Raw genomic sequence first — 14,596 nt, 5'->3', positions numbered from 1 at the left:
CCATCTGATCAATCCAATGATGTGCAATTCACACTAATCCCAAAAGCGATATTTGACGGAGGCTAACGGTTCTTCGGCTGGCGGTAATGATTCGCTCTAATGTTTTGCGCGGCAAGTTTTGCTGTTTCCTGTACCCTCTTCTGCCGGGTGTCAGGCTGCTTGGCATTATGGAGCCACTCTAATATATTTTTTTTCGACGAACGCGGGAATGCTGTAAAATGTTTCATGGCTTCTGGTACCGATGAAAGTGCATGCTTTAGGTCATCCGGTATCATCATTTCCTCAACGTCATTCAGTGCATCCCAGCTTCCGCTGGCTTTAGCCACCGATACAGTTTGTAACCCGGCTGCTTCCATCCTACCGTCGGCCAATAGCCGTTCTACACGCTGCTTGTTGATCTTACTCCAATTGCTTTTAGGGTTACGTGGAGCAAAAAACTGGATCGAACGATTCTCATCGAGGCTATTGGGCTTGCTGTCTATCCAGCCGAAACATATTGCCTCGTCTACTGCGTCGTCGTAGCTCACCCTGGTTTTACCAGAGCCCGGTTTATAATAGACCAGCCATACAGATTTAGCTTTATGGTGATTTTCTTTCAGCCATTGATGCCACTGTTCCCTGTTTTCAACCGGACAAAGAGCTACGCCATCTTTATAGGTTTCCATCGTTATTCATCTTAAATAACATAAAGTTAGTATAGCATAAATGAAATTGAAAACTACCGGATAGAAAATTCTCTTTCCGGTGAGTTGAATAAAAAAGCCTGTCAAAACAATACGTTATTATTAAAATACCGATCGCTAAAAAAAGCAAACAAATAATTGTCACTTGTACCATACTATAAAAAAGGGGGGCTTTCGCCCCCCTTTATATCATCAAATATTAATTCTGCTATGAAAATTTGCTTTATTATCCGATTTAAGGTTTATACTGCCAGATCACATTGGCGTTCCCTCTGTAAAAATAATTCAGGCCATCGGTTGATCCAAATCCACCGCCACCGCCTCCGGGAGACGCAAATGTCGCAGATTCATTGGTGGCATCATACATGAGCACTGGTATACTAAGTCCTGTAGACCAGGTACTGGCATTAAGATCGTAGATATAGGGGATATACTCACCAATGATACCGTTATTAGTTCCGGTTAAATAGTAGTTACCACTGCCAATATAAGTCTTATTGCCATAAACAAAAGCAATTGCACCAGCGCGGTATAGCGGCGTAGGCGCTGGCGTACTCACAGTCCAGGTTGCCGAAATAGGATTAAAGGTATAAAAGTCCGGAAGGCCCACATTGATTAACGGGGTTGTTGCCGTCGGCCAAGGCCTACATAAGCTATATTTTTATAAACATAAGTAGCGGTTAACCGCCTTGCCGTACCCGGGTAATTGGCAAGCTTGAGCCAGGTATTGGCAACTGGGTCGAAACTATAAAAGTCCTGGTAGCAGGTAAATAATGTACCAAAGATAGTTTGACTTGAGGCGCCTAAACCTACGTATCCCTTGTTGTTTATAGAAAAAGCTGTAGCATCAATTCTGCCCGTTCCCGGAAAATCTGCTACCTTTCGCCAGGAATTCGTTCCCGGCGTGTATTCGTAAAAGTCCTTATACTCTGTTCTGGAGGTGATAGAACCAGTAGCTCCGTAACCTATAGTTACGCCTGTACCAACATAGGCTTTACCATTTAAAGTAAAAGATGCCATATGGCTGCGCGCCGTGCCCAAAAAATCTGCCATTTGCGACCATGACCGGGCAACGGTATCATAGGCGTACATACTTTTATAATAGATGGCGCTCGACCCGGAAAACGGCGGAACGCTTTCTCCACCACCGAAATATACTTTAGTACCTAACGTAAAAGAAAAACCATAAGCTGTTACATCGCCCGGCTGCCTTGTTACTTGTTTCCATTGACTGTAGGCATAATTGGCGCTTACCGCCGACTGCTGATTAACAGTGACAGTGATTCGGCCTCCCTTGGTAATGGCAGGAACAACAACCTGTAGCTGTAAATTATTACCGGCAATAACAGTTCCCGGTGTTTTTGAAGTGGAATCACCAAAGGTAACCGCGTTGTCGCTCAGTGTTTTGCTAAAGTTGACGCCCTGGATGTTCACGGTGTCACCGGCTTGAAATGCAGCGGGGAAGAAGTTATTGATAACCGGCCCCACCGGGGAGTTATCGGTACTTGAATTGTCCATTTGATCCTTTTTGCAAGCGGCAAATAAAACAGTGATCGCCAACAATAAATGGAAACAAAAGATATTTTTTTTCATGTCTTAATGTTTAAATGATTTTAGAAACTATACCTTAAACCGAGTTGCCCCTGTACCCTGGAAGAAAAGTAATCTATGGAATACGGTGTTCCTGGATTGGTAAAAGTGTAAACCGGGTAACCGTTCTGGGTTTGGATCTTGTTCTGCCCGTTCAGGCTCGGCAACAGGCCGATACTGGCTGTGGAGTTGAACGTGTTAGGCGAAAAGTACTGTACTCCCCAGTTTTTGTTCAGCGCGTTGGTAAAGTTCAGGATGTCGGCCGTAAGGGTGACTACCTGTGTTTTGCCATGTACTTTGATGTTAAAGTTCTGGATAAAGCGCAAGTCGGCCTGGTAGTTCCAGGGCGTGCGGCCTCCGTTACGCTCGGTAAAGTTACCCCTCCTGCTACTCAGGTAGCTATCTCCGTCAATGTACTGATTAAATGCCTGCGCCTGCTGGGTTGCGGTGTGCACCGCTCCGCCGTTATCGGTGTAGTCCTTAAAAAAGTAAACCGCTTCGTTTACATTAGGGATATAGGCTAAACTCACCTGCTGCCCGGTGTTCTGTATAGAAGTGTTCACAAAACCGTAAGTAAACGGCGAGCCGCTTTGTATCGATACAAATACCGACACTGCCGTTGATCCTGATTTATAGCTTTTGGCATAACCCAGGTTACTGATGATGCGGTGCCGGATATCAAAGTTGCTGTAGGCCAGATCGGGATTGTTTGGGTTAAGCGCCTGGTTCAACTGCCAGTTACTTTCCAAACTGTTACGGATTCCGTTGCTCACATCCTTGGCTTGCCCGTAAGTATAGGCTGCACTCCAGTTAAAGCCTATATCATAAGTCTTGCTGGCCTGGAAGGTGAGGTTATATTTATAACCCTTACTGGTATTACTCAATAAATAAATGTTGGTAAACCTTGGGTCAGTAGCCGCACCGCTAAAAATTGGTTGCTTGCGCGACACCGTATCGTAAGTGTAATAGCCTACCGCGTCCTTTTGGTTGATCTGCTGGAAAAGCACGTCTTTGATCACCTTGGTATACATTCCTTCAACCGTAAACTTATAACCGTTTTGGGTTTTGTAATCTACGGCCAGGCTTGTCCTGAGTGATTTAGGCATTTTAAAATGATTATCGATCAGGTCGACCTGGGTCTGGCCCGACTGTGGGTTGTTCACCAGTTGCCCGTTACCTGCCGCAAAACTGGCTATACCCTGGTTACCCGCAGTAAGCGGACTGTAATTTGGGTTGAAGGCGGTGTTCTGCGCTTTGGCATCATAAGCACCGAAGGTATCGCCGTTGTTATAGAAAGCGTATCCCAGCCATGCGAATGGGATACGGGACACAAACATACCAATGCCGCCGCGCATCACCAGGCTGCGGTCGCCTTTAACGTCCCAGTTAATACCTAAGCGTGGCGATAGCTGAGGGGTACCGAAGTAATTGTTGGTAATTTTTGCTGCCGGGGTATAGCCGTAATCTGAGTATTGACTATATAGCGCGTTATCCGTAACGGCGTTTTGCGTTTTTAACGACAGGTTTTGCTTTTGCGGTACATCGGCCATATCGGCACGCAGGCCGGGGGTCAGTTTCAGCCGGTCGTTGATCTGGATCTCGTCCTGGATATACAAAGAATACAAGTTAATGCGGAACTGCGCCGAGGGGTTATTGAGCAGGTAATCCCGCGAGTTATCGTTATAATTATAATTGCCCCTCACACGTGTGGGCTGCGAGTTTAAAAAAGCATCGATGCCGCTGAAGGTAGTTCCGTTTACGCCCGACTGGTAATCTACCCGGCCATTGGGCGAATTGACAAAGTTATAGTCGATATTGTACAACTCATTATGGGTACCGATGGTTACCGTATGCTTCCCTTTGTACCAGGTGAGGTTATCGGTAAACTCCCAGGTTTTTTGGGTGAGGTTGAACAGGCTGGCCTCACGGTCTGTTCCCAGAAAAATGGTGGTACCCGGGGTCAGGCCCTGGATCTGTACCTGCGGGAACTCTGGGTTACTGGAGGGCGTACGGTAATCATGGTTATACGTAAAACCCGCTATCAGGCTGTTGTTCCATTTGCTACTGAAATGGCTCTTCAATTCCGCTACGGTAGATGACTGGTTATTATTCTCCCGGTAGCTGATGCCGCCAAACTTAAAGTCAAACTGATCACGTTCCAGGTTGGTTGCTTCCGAGGTGATCGTATTGTTACGTAACGACAACTGGTGCTTATCGCTGATATTCCAATCGGCACGGGAAAACACTTTGGTGCTTTTGGCATAAATGCTGGTATTGTCATAAGTACCAGGGTCAAAAGCAGCCCGGCTGGGGTTATCACCCGGCTGGCTACCCGGATGTTGCAGAAAGTAGGTGATCTTTTGAGCGTCCTGCAGGCTAAGTATCCCATTCGAGGCTGCTGTTCCGGCTGCATTCTGGATTGGATCAACCCGGTTGGCGTATTCGCCATTAAGAAAAAAGAACAGTTTATCTTTAACGATCGGGAAACCCAAACGTCCGCCGATCTGGTAATCATGGAAGCTGTTGGGTAGTTTGCCGTTGCCGCCCAGTTTATCATTACCGGTAATGGTGCTGTTGCGGCCAAAGGTATAAACCGAGCCTTCTACCTGATTGGTACCCGAACGGGTTACTGCGTTAACAGAACCGCCGGAAAAGTTACCCAGCTTCACATCATATGGTGCCACATAAACCTGCACATCCTGGATCGCGTCAAGCGAGATGACGTTGGCACGGGTGGATGAGCCGGGTGTACCCGAGGTACCGGTGATACCACCAGCAGATGGAGAAAAGCCGATCGCGTCGTTATTCACTGCCCCGTCTATGGTGATGTTGTTATAACGAAAGTTGGTTCCCGCAAAGGAATTGTCTTTTGTAGAAAGCGGAGAAAGCTTGGTCAGGTCCTGTAAAGAACGGCTGATACTGGGCTGCACCCTGATCTGCTCACGCGAGATATTGGTGCCCGCGCCATAATTGTTTGCCCTGGCGGCACCCGGCGCGGCTTTAATAACCACTTCGCTCAATTGCTTACTGTTGGAGTTTAACACCACATCCAGCGGGTCGCCTGCACCTAACCGTACGTTCAGGTCGTCGATGATGCGAGTGGTATAGCCTATGCTGCTAATTGTTAAACGATATGGTCCACCAGCCCGTAAACCCGGCAGTACAAACCTGCCATTCACATCGCTGGCCGTAGAATATTTGGTACCCGATGGCACATGCACCGCCTGTAAAGTAGCGCCTATCACCGTCTCCTTTTTTTCATCTCTTATTGTACCCCGCAACTCTCCCGAGGTCTCCTGCGCCTTAACGCTTCCCGTGGTAGCTATCAGCATCAGGGCAAGCATTAGTTTATATAAATGTTTTTTATATCGTTTCATGTGAATTTTCGGCTTTATTGGATTTGTTCCTGGATGAGGCTTATTTTAATATTACTTCCAGACTTTCCTAAAATAGACTGAAAGGTGTTCCAGGTTAAATAATTAGTGTTAAGGTCTATGGTGTTGAGCACCGGCTTACTGTAATATTTATTATTTCCATTAAAAATGGGCATCTGCAGTTGTAAACCTAAAAGGTTAGCGTTTCCTGCAGGTAAGACGTTGGTACCCGGAACATCGTTATTGGGGTTTCCGGTCAGCACCGGGCCCTGTCCTACCGGGTAAAAATAAAGTTCATGCCTTGAGTACCCGGATATCGGAGCCGGTATTTCTGAGCTAACAAGTCGCGTTGGCCCCATAAACGTACCGTCAGGATACAAAAGCGAATCTGTTGGAATAGCAGTTATTGCCGCATAAGGCGCCAGTGCCGCGTCGTTCAGGAAACGTCCGGACACCGTGGCCACCTTTTCAAACTGCGAAAAACGTTTGGGTGTATAATTGGTTTTAGCAACCCATGCCCCCGTTAACGGATTATACACAACATCGTTTTTGGTAAACCACGCTACCCGGTGATACACATCGAACTGGTCGGGTAATATCTGTGCATCGTTAGTATTGTTAAAGAAACGCACATATAATTTCCCGGACGAAAGATTTTGCTGTTCGAAGTTTTCTTTCCTGACCAGAAGGTTATAATTTGACGGAGCTGTAGAACCTGTTGCTGATCCCAAACCCGTACCGAACTGAACCAGATTGAATTTGTTTTTGTTTACAATTTTCACGGTGTAGACGGCGTGGGCATCCAGGTTAACCGTGGTATCCATTGCTACAGTAGTTTTTAAATAGGTACCCTTAATGGATGCGGCCTTTTGAGCCTGCGTTAAATTATAATAGGTTACCCGGGCAGTAGGGTCAAGCTGGCCGGTATTGGTATATACCAAATTATCGGTGTTATACAAAGTTCTGTAAATAATAAGAAAACGATGTTTTCCTGATTTTATCCTTGCCCAACGGGAGAGATCAACTCCCCCGACAACCGGGGCGCGTTCAACACCTTGCACACCCGGAAAATCTCCTTGTATGGTACTCACTGGGTCGCCTACGGCATCCGGTTGCGGTGTATAGTACGTTTTTTGCGTCCCTATAAAATCGGCAGTTACATCAGCAGAAACCGGCAGCCCCTGATCGTCCAGTTGAGGATCCACAAAGAACGACACCAACGGTGCTGGTTGACGGTACTGTATTGGTGCAGGGTTGTTACCCGATATGGGGCCATCATTATAAAAATTAGCAACAGTGTTAATGCTGGTTACATTCGGCGGTAAATAACGGGCAGCGGCGTCGTCATTATCCGCTGAATTGTAACGGTAGTATGTGATACCATTAAAAAAGCGCACATAGGCGGCATCCTGTAGCAATACAGCAGCATCTTTTTTGCAGGAAGTTAACACTCCTCCAAAAAAGCCTATTAATAATAGCGCTTTAAGAAGATAATTTGCTTTATATATATTTTTCATTTCGATCTCTATTTAATGTGTTTGATCACTAAAAACCTGAGTTGTTGTGTGGATGGTGCAGCTGGGTTACTGCGGCCAATCAACGCTACCGTGTATACGCCATGTTCAATATAACTTTGCCCTACAGGTAGGTAATTCATAGCGGCTGGATAGGATGCAAAATATTTGTTATCGGCAGTACTTGCCAAAAAAGGCGTAGATATTGCCGATCCCGTAGTGGCAGGCAGGTTTCCCTTATAATTTAATGGCACCGCAAATGCGTTAATAAAATAATAGTTTGATGCAGCGCTGCTGGCAACCGGGGTGTAGGTGATATTGCTCCCCAGATATTGACCCTGCGCAAAATAGTGATTGTTGTTATTTACATCCGGGGTTACCGTATTAAGCCATATTGAATTGGTATTTGTAGTTGTGGCAGAACGGTTGAAACTAACGGTTGGCACATCGGCTGTGAGGTTTAAGAACACCACATGAGTAGCATAAAAATCCTGGAAGCTACCTGATTGGCGCAGTTGTGTAGCTGCGGCAGTGCTTGCATTGATATACACACTAAACGCGAGGTCGTTGTTAACGAACAAAGTTGAGGGAACGCCGGAAGCATTCTCATAGAGGTATATCGTATAATTATTTTCGCCTTGCAACGCAAAATCTTGGTTAATGACCGTGTTGCTTCCGTCGCGAACGGTTAGCGTATGGCTGCCTTGCTGGAATACCATATAACTATCAGCGCCTGGGTCGGCCCCATAGTTTAACGAAGGAAAGTTTACGCCATCTATAGAAGCCTGCACGGTAGCACGACCGGGCAAAGCGTTAACAATCTGAACTTTGCCGTAACCGTAATTAGCAGGGGGAGTTACATCCTGAACCAGCTCGAAACCATTATAATAATATGGGTTTACTACCGGGAAGGTACCTGTGCCAGGCGTAAATTGCCTTGGCGATATCACAATACTATATATGCCACCAGGCTGGTATGTTTTGATGCGAGAAAAAGGCATATTGGTTGTCAATAACCCTTTTACAGTGGTGCTCATCTGTAAAAAATTAGTGCCTCCATAGGTATATGTAAAGTAATTGGAAATAGGCTGTACACCTAATTCGCCGGTAACTGCTCCGGCCGCAGTGGTTGGAGCGATATAATATTTCTCAGGCAGTAATAACCCCTGTGCATTTTTTAGCCTGAAGTAATACGTGCCGTAAGGAACTTCGACATAGCCACCGGTTGTTCCGGGTATCACACCAGTCGTATTACCGCCCACTGGTGTTCCGTCGCCATAACATAAAGTTACACCGCCATTCCCGGTAAGGTTTGTACCGGCCGCGGTTGAACCCAGGTTAATTACCCTGATTTTGAAATTTTGAGGGTTGGATGGCGGTACAATGTCGCGCGGAAAGGTGGCCACCTGTACTCCAAAAGGCTTAACATCCGTACTTGCACTGTAAGTTGCAGTAAAGCCTTTGCTGAAGCCCGAATAATAGCTTGCATCGGTTTTCCCCAGGTAGTAATATACATCCTGGGGTACCGTAGATGGTGTGTTGATGACAGTGGTTAAACTATCCAGGGTATTCTTACCTGAAAGGATGTATCTTACATATCTTATTTTTACCGTGGCCGTTCCATTGCTAATTACAGAATCCGGCAATGCTATTGGGTTACCGCCAGGAAGCTGGCCGAAAGTACCCGGACTGTGCCTCCAAAGGCCACCGGAAGGGAAAGCAACTGTTGAAGGTAAGCCCAGTGCCGAATTAACATCCAGATAAGTACTTGCAATGTTATTTGTAAGCAGCCGGTTATTGATAATTAAATCGGCATCATAACCAAAATTTAAAATCCTGGTAAGCGATCCGGAGGTAGCTGCCAGCGGCGCCGGTTGGATGGGTGGTGGCAAAATACCGTCTTTTTTACAAGCTCCTAACACCAGGAACATGATGGACAGGTAAGCCGAATACCTGTTTATCTTATAATTTCTCAATTTCATGTGAATACTTTTTAGTGATTAAAATATGCTGTAACTCACGCCAAGCATAAAATCAGCGCCACGATAGTAGCTGCGCCTGATGTATTCCTGGCCAAAGTATTTGCCGCCGTTACCGTAATTGGTGTATACTTCTTTGTATGCCGGATTTAGAACATTTTTAGCGTAACCCTTAATAACCCAGCGTTTAAATAATTTTTGCGCTAACACAAAATCAAGCACAGGTGCGGGACGGTCGTAAATATCGGGCTCGCCGGTGAGTACCACCTGAACCAGCCGTTCTCCGATTATGTTAAAATTGGAAGTTATGCTTGTACCTGTTTTAGGGTTATCATAATCCAGACTGACATTCAGTGAATAAGGCGGCTGCCCTTCCAGCGGACTTTTGCCGGGAGACGAATTGTCAATGGTTCTGGAGGCAGCTAACCTCTCCGCGTTTTTCTGGATATAGCTGTTTGCCAGCAAAATATTGGCGCCGATAAAGAAATTTTTCAAATAAGGAGTCAGCGTTCCCAAATCTTTCCTGGCCTCCAGTTCAATACCCATTACATGCCCGGTTTCGGTGTCGTTATAGTATTTTACCTGGGGGAAGTTATAACCTGTGGTTTGTGTTCCTGTGGAGTCATTGCTGAATGCTTTGGTTAGTTGGTTATGAATCGTTTTATCATAAACCGAGATAGAAATCACTTCGCCTTTACCGCTAAACCATTCGGTACGCAAGTCGAAACTATTGGTTCGCTGGTTCTGCAGGTTCGGGTTACCTGTAACAATGGCAAATTGAAATGGGTCATACTGTGTAACAGGTATAAGCTCCCGTAATTCTGGCCTGGCCAGCGTACTGGAATACGCAAAGCGTATATTGATATTCTCCTTAGGAGAATAGATCATGTTTGCGGAATAATACGGAACCCAGCTGGTTTTGTAGTTGATGTTTGGGTTAAAGTCAGGGCGATATGGGGTCGGGGTCAGTGTCGAACTGTATATCCCCGAGGTTGTAACAACAGTACCTGCCGTATCGATCAAAGCATGGATGTCCGTTTTTTCGAAGCGGACACCACCTACCAACCTCAGCTTTGGTGTGATATGCAGATCAAGCATGCCGTAAGCAGCCTTGGCCACAGAACTTCCTGAATAATTGTTGGTTGATTTAGCCAGTTGATAGACAAAGCCGGCTGGATTTCCGCCCCCTTCATAATTGGTACTGGTGCCATTTTCCAAGCCAATCTGATCTGCCGAAATCATCTTGTTCAAATCGCCGCCTGCATTAAAAAGCGCTGCCGACGATGGTAGCGTTTGTATATTTTCGTGGTAATCCCTTTGTTTATTCAAATAGTAAAAACCTGTTTTAAACAATTGTTTTTGCTTTAATGCTTTAAAAGGTTGTGACAGGTCTACCTGGTAATTCTGATTCCTTTCGTTCAAAGTACGATAGGCGCGGTTATTCGGATCATAAACCTGGCCGCCAGCCACAATCGCAGCCCTGGTACCGGTAAGAAATGCGTAAAAATTTTGCTTAGGCGCCCGTTTTACGTAATCATAGTAGTTGCTATCAATTACCACACTCGTAAAACGGTAGTCCGGGTCGTTCTGTAATCCTTTACTTATACTCGCGTTCCAGTCAATTTGTGTAGCATAAGGCCCACTTCCCAGTTTATGCGCACCTCTTGCCTGGTAGGTGTTGAGTGTTCTTTCCTCTTGCCTTAAACTGTTAACCTGGTTAAGTACGGGTCGTATTGTTCCCGAACTTGGAAATTCACCAAATAAATTGGAACCCTGTGCTTCGGCGGCTTTATTACCTATGTAGTTCAAGGTAATTTCCTGCCCCTCCATCGGCCTGTAACCGATGCTGAACAGGCCACCGTAATTAAGTGTCTCCAGTCCCGTGTTTTCGGTTTGCGTTAGTTGTGGCTCCAATTCCACATGATTTGCTGTGTTTGTTGCCGGAATAGAGAACGGATACCTAAAACCTACTCCCTGGTAGATGCTGTAATTATTAAGCTGCGTATTACGCTTTTCTTCTGTACGGTAAAAATAGTTTAGCCCCGCTACTATACCTATGGTTTGTTTACCAAACTTATAGCTGTTGCCAAACGCTAAATTGTAGGTTTGATTAGGCTGTGCTGTTTTATAGGATGTTGTTAATACCGGATCGAAGCTTTTTTGAATTTTATCGATATGTAAAGCTTCCTGATAGGAGGATACGTTTGCACCACTGGTATAGAGAAACCTGCGGATTGCTTCGCCAGAGCTGTAACCGTTAGCGCCTGCAAGGCCGGGAAATTCGTTAGCGAGGTTAATAAAGTCTTGAGAAAGATTTTTTTTCTGAACGTTTTGACCAAGAAAGCCCAGATCGGAATTGTAAAAAGAATTGATCTGTCCGCCGTAACCTACCGTTGAATTAGACCCATTTTGAGCCGATACAACTAACGTTAAAGTATCCGGGAACGATTTTGTTCTCAACTCCACAATACCGGCTGCTGCATCAGCCGGCTTATCAGGCGTAAGTGTTTTAAAAACGGCTATATTATCGAGCAAGCCAGCAGGAATTAGATCCAGAGGCACGCTGTTATTATCCGCGTTGGCGTTTGTAATTCTGGCACCGTTGATTGTACCAATAACATTCCGGTCTCCCAAACCGCGAATGGAAACGTATTTATCATTGGTAACCGTTACACCAGATACCCGTTGCAACGCCTGCGTAGTAGTTATTGAGGCGGTTTTTTCGATGTTCCTGGTTGAGATCAAATCTTCGACCGTAGCCGACTTCTTGCGCTCGTTTAACACAGCGGCTTCCGAGATCAGCCGCCTTCTGGCTTGTATGACCACCTCAGACAGCGCGTTTGATGAGGCCTCTAAAGTAAGATTTAGCAATGTTACCTGCTTACCTTTAATTTGAATACCTTTAATATGTTTGGTTACATAGCCGATATATTTAACGTCCAGGTCATAATTCCCTTCATTAACGGATAATTTAAAATGCCCGTTAATATCGGTTTGTGTACCGTTAGTGGTGCCTGAAACAGAAATCGTTGCGCCTATTAATGTTTCTTTGGTTTTGGCGTCAATAACTACCCCTTCGATAAAACCTATTACCGGTGGCGGTATTTTATTAACGGTTAACGTCCAATTGACCTGTGTAAATTGAAGCTTTTGATTCTGAGAAAGCAATTTCAAAACTTCTCTCATGGATGCTTCTTTTACATCGATTGTTACGGGAACAGTAAGTAATTTAGGGGCATAGGTAAAGGTAAAGCCCGATTGCTGCTCAATGCTGCTCAATACTTTATCAAGGCCAGCTTCATTAAAATGAAGCGAAACTTTAACGTTATCCAAATTTTGCGACTTTACAGTTGATGCTAAAAGCATCCCGGTAAGAGTCAGGCTGACGACGAGTACCAGAAATGTGAATCTGGCCATAATAAATAATAGTTTAATTACACTTCTTTTTGTAGAATTGTGCATAGCTTTTTTTAATGATTATTGGGTGAACTCCGATGGATCATGAAGCTTACTGAAGCGGAGGAGGTGAGATTCTTCCGCTTCTTACTTATGACCCTTTATAAAAAGGTTAGTACTTGATTAATTCATATATCTCCTGTTTGATTAATTGTTGATTATTTAAAATATCAGCATGGATTCTACCACACAATTACTTCCTTATTTTCAACCCGATAGTGAAATTCGCCCGCTATAGAAAGTGTTTTCATGATGTTTTGAAGCGTGTCGTATTTTTGCTTAAGGCTCAACCGGATCTTCCTGGCTTCAGGATTCTTAAAAATCACCTTTACACCGTACCACCTTTCAATTTGTGGCATTATAGTCTCAAGCGTTTCATTTTTTGCGATAATCATACCCGTTTGCCAGGCGAATATATTTGCTATGGGAATGACCGAGTTAGTCATTTTTTGCGTTACACTATTGAACGTAAGCTGTTCGCCAGGTGTAAGAAAATGCGTTGGATAACCATGAGTTAATACGCCAACTTTTCCGGTAGCGACCGCCACGGATACGTATTTATCACTAAAATACGACCTGATGTTAAAAGAGGTTCCTAATACCTGTACATTAAAATGCGTAGCGTGAACTATAAACGGATGTTTTGCATCATGTACAACTTCAAAAAATCCTTCCCCATCTAAAAATACTTCTCTTGCCTTAGCATTAAATGCAGTGGGGTATTTAAGCCGGCTGGAAGCGTTTAAGATGATTACGCTGCCATCAGTTAATGTTATTTTTGTAATCTGACCGTTTTTTGTGCTTACTACCTCGTACGCCGGGCTGATGGTTGGTTTTTTAGCCTTAATTTTACTAATCAAGATAGCGCCCGCGCTGAGCACCATCACGGCCCACACTGCGGCGTATTTTAGAAAATTGTATTTCCTGATCGGACGGACCTGAACCGGTTCGTCGGTTTCCTGTAAGCGGATGTTGAATTTAGCCTTCCATTCCGACATTTGTTCAGGGGTTGACTCCTCTCCTCTTAAACTGTCTTCATTAAAAACCTCATCAAATAACTTCCGGGAATCGGGATCCTTCAAAAAGTCTTGTACAAACTCCCCTTCGGCCGGTGTACATTGTCCCTTAAGATATCTTGAAATTAATTCCTTATCGACTTCCTGATCGTTCATGATGTGCGTATTCAATATACAAAGCACATATTTGAGGCGATACCCTTAATGCAAATTGAAACAAACTTACAATTTACTGAAAATCAGTTGATTATTTTATCAATTTAATAACAAGGAGTACTACACCCAAATCTGCATAGTGGGCCAGGTTCTTACGTATTGAACGCAGGGATGAACTAATATGGTTTTCTACCGTTTTAACGGAGAGATTTAATTGTTTGGCTATTTGAGGATAGGTCAGGTTCTCTTCCCTGCTTAAATTAAAAACGAGCCTTCGCTGAGGTGAAAGACGCTCTATTTGAAGATGATATTGTTCCCTTAATTCTTTAACTGCTAACGTTTGATCGGCCGCAGTATCAACAAAACGACGATCATTATCATGGAGTTCAATAGAAACTGATTTAATTGCTTTTTTCCTCACATGATTAAATAGGGCATTTTTGATGGCTTTAAAAAGATAGGATGACATATCTCCGGTTACATCGATGGTTTCCCGTTTAGTCCATAACCACAACATCAGATCCATAACTAATTCTTCAGAGAGTTCTGAATTTTGAGTTTGTCGGAAAGCATACTGATAAAGCTGATTAAAGTAGCGTTCAAAGAGTACATTAAAGGCGGTTATGTTACCATTTCGGTATTCATAAACCAATTTATCATCGTCTAACGCCTTAAAGTTCTCTGCCATTTTAATATGCGACAAAATTAACTTTATCCAATACGATGTATATTAATCAAAGGTTAAGAAATTATAAATTAACTCTTAGTTGAATTATAATCGAGAAATACGCCTATTTGCCGATACAGAAATCTTCAGAAGATTTACTA

Annotated in this window: 9 protein-coding genes; all 9 read right to left on the bottom strand. The window is 44.3% G+C overall.

Features of this window, described 5'->3' with window-relative positions; all coding sequences use genetic code 11:
* Positions 1–62 precede the first annotated feature (62 nt).
* The 9 genes from MUCPA_RS26880 to MUCPA_RS26840 all read right to left on the bottom strand — a co-directional run bounded on the left by MUCPA_RS26880 (position 63) and on the right by MUCPA_RS26840 (position 14,456).
* Positions 63–665: a YdeI/OmpD-associated family protein gene (locus MUCPA_RS26880; protein ID WP_008510732.1), complete on the bottom strand. Its 603-nt coding sequence runs from the start codon at positions 663–665 to the stop codon at positions 63–65.
* 253 nt (positions 666–918) lie between these two features.
* A complete protein-coding gene (locus MUCPA_RS26875) occupies positions 919–1,293 on the bottom strand; it encodes a Kelch repeat-containing protein (RefSeq protein WP_008510730.1) in 375 nt (124 codons plus the stop codon).
* Between the two features lie 5 nt (positions 1,294–1,298).
* On the bottom strand, positions 1,299–2,276 hold the full coding sequence (locus tag MUCPA_RS36435; RefSeq protein ID WP_008510729.1) for an IPT/TIG domain-containing protein: 978 nt from the start codon (positions 2,274–2,276) through the stop codon (positions 1,299–1,301).
* 20 nt (positions 2,277–2,296) lie between these two features.
* Positions 2,297–5,650, bottom strand: coding sequence for a TonB-dependent receptor (locus MUCPA_RS26865; protein ID WP_008510728.1), 3,354 nt, complete (start codon positions 5,648–5,650; stop codon positions 2,297–2,299).
* A gap of 14 nt (positions 5,651–5,664) precedes the next feature.
* The gene (locus MUCPA_RS26860; RefSeq protein ID WP_008510725.1) at positions 5,665–7,164 is read right to left on the bottom strand and encodes a hypothetical protein; all 1,500 of its coding nucleotides are present in this window, start codon (positions 7,162–7,164) and stop codon (positions 5,665–5,667) included.
* An 8-nt stretch (positions 7,165–7,172) separates the two neighbouring features.
* Positions 7,173–9,143: a DUF4397 domain-containing protein gene (locus tag MUCPA_RS26855; RefSeq protein WP_008510723.1), complete on the bottom strand. Its 1,971-nt coding sequence runs from the start codon at positions 9,141–9,143 to the stop codon at positions 7,173–7,175.
* Positions 9,144–9,161: 18 nt separating this feature from the next.
* The gene (locus tag MUCPA_RS26850; RefSeq protein ID WP_169316208.1) at positions 9,162–12,557 is read right to left on the bottom strand and encodes a TonB-dependent receptor; all 3,396 of its coding nucleotides are present in this window, start codon (positions 12,555–12,557) and stop codon (positions 9,162–9,164) included.
* A 221-nt stretch (positions 12,558–12,778) separates the two neighbouring features.
* Entirely contained in the window at positions 12,779–13,768 is a 990-nt protein-coding gene (locus MUCPA_RS26845; RefSeq protein ID WP_008510720.1) for a FecR family protein, read from the bottom strand.
* 91 nt (positions 13,769–13,859) lie between these two features.
* Complete coding sequence (locus tag MUCPA_RS26840) at positions 13,860–14,456, bottom strand: RNA polymerase sigma-70 factor (RefSeq protein ID WP_008510719.1); 597 nt, start codon at positions 14,454–14,456, stop codon at positions 13,860–13,862.
* Positions 14,457–14,596 lie beyond the last annotated feature (140 nt).

It is taken from the genome of Mucilaginibacter paludis DSM 18603 (assembly GCF_000166195.2).
In the GTDB taxonomy this organism is placed as follows: domain Bacteria; phylum Bacteroidota; class Bacteroidia; order Sphingobacteriales; family Sphingobacteriaceae; genus Mucilaginibacter; species Mucilaginibacter paludis.
The sequence above is the reverse complement of the archived record's forward strand: the minus strand, read 5'-3'. Positions and strand labels throughout refer to the sequence as shown.

Excerpts from the sequence above, each read along its gene's own strand:
- MUCPA_RS26845 (WP_008510720.1), bottom strand. The coding sequence starts at position 13,768 with ATGAACGATCAGGAAGTCGATAAGGAATTAATTTCAAGATATCTTAAG.
- MUCPA_RS26880 (WP_008510732.1), bottom strand. The coding sequence starts at position 665 with ATGGAAACCTATAAAGATGGCGTAGCTCTTTGTCCGGTTGAAAACAGG.
- MUCPA_RS26855 (WP_008510723.1), bottom strand. The coding sequence starts at position 9,143 with ATGAAATTGAGAAATTATAAGATAAACAGGTATTCGGCTTACCTGTCC.
- MUCPA_RS26850 (WP_169316208.1), bottom strand. The coding sequence starts at position 12,557 with ATGGCCAGATTCACATTTCTGGTACTCGTCGTCAGCCTGACTCTTACC.
- MUCPA_RS26860 (WP_008510725.1), bottom strand. The coding sequence starts at position 7,164 with ATGAAAAATATATATAAAGCAAATTATCTTCTTAAAGCGCTATTATTA.
- MUCPA_RS26840 (WP_008510719.1), bottom strand. The coding sequence starts at position 14,456 with ATGGCAGAGAACTTTAAGGCGTTAGACGATGATAAATTGGTTTATGAA.
- MUCPA_RS36435 (WP_008510729.1), bottom strand. The coding sequence starts at position 2,276 with ATGAAAAAAAATATCTTTTGTTTCCATTTATTGTTGGCGATCACTGTT.
- MUCPA_RS26865 (WP_008510728.1), bottom strand. The coding sequence starts at position 5,650 with ATGAAACGATATAAAAAACATTTATATAAACTAATGCTTGCCCTGATG.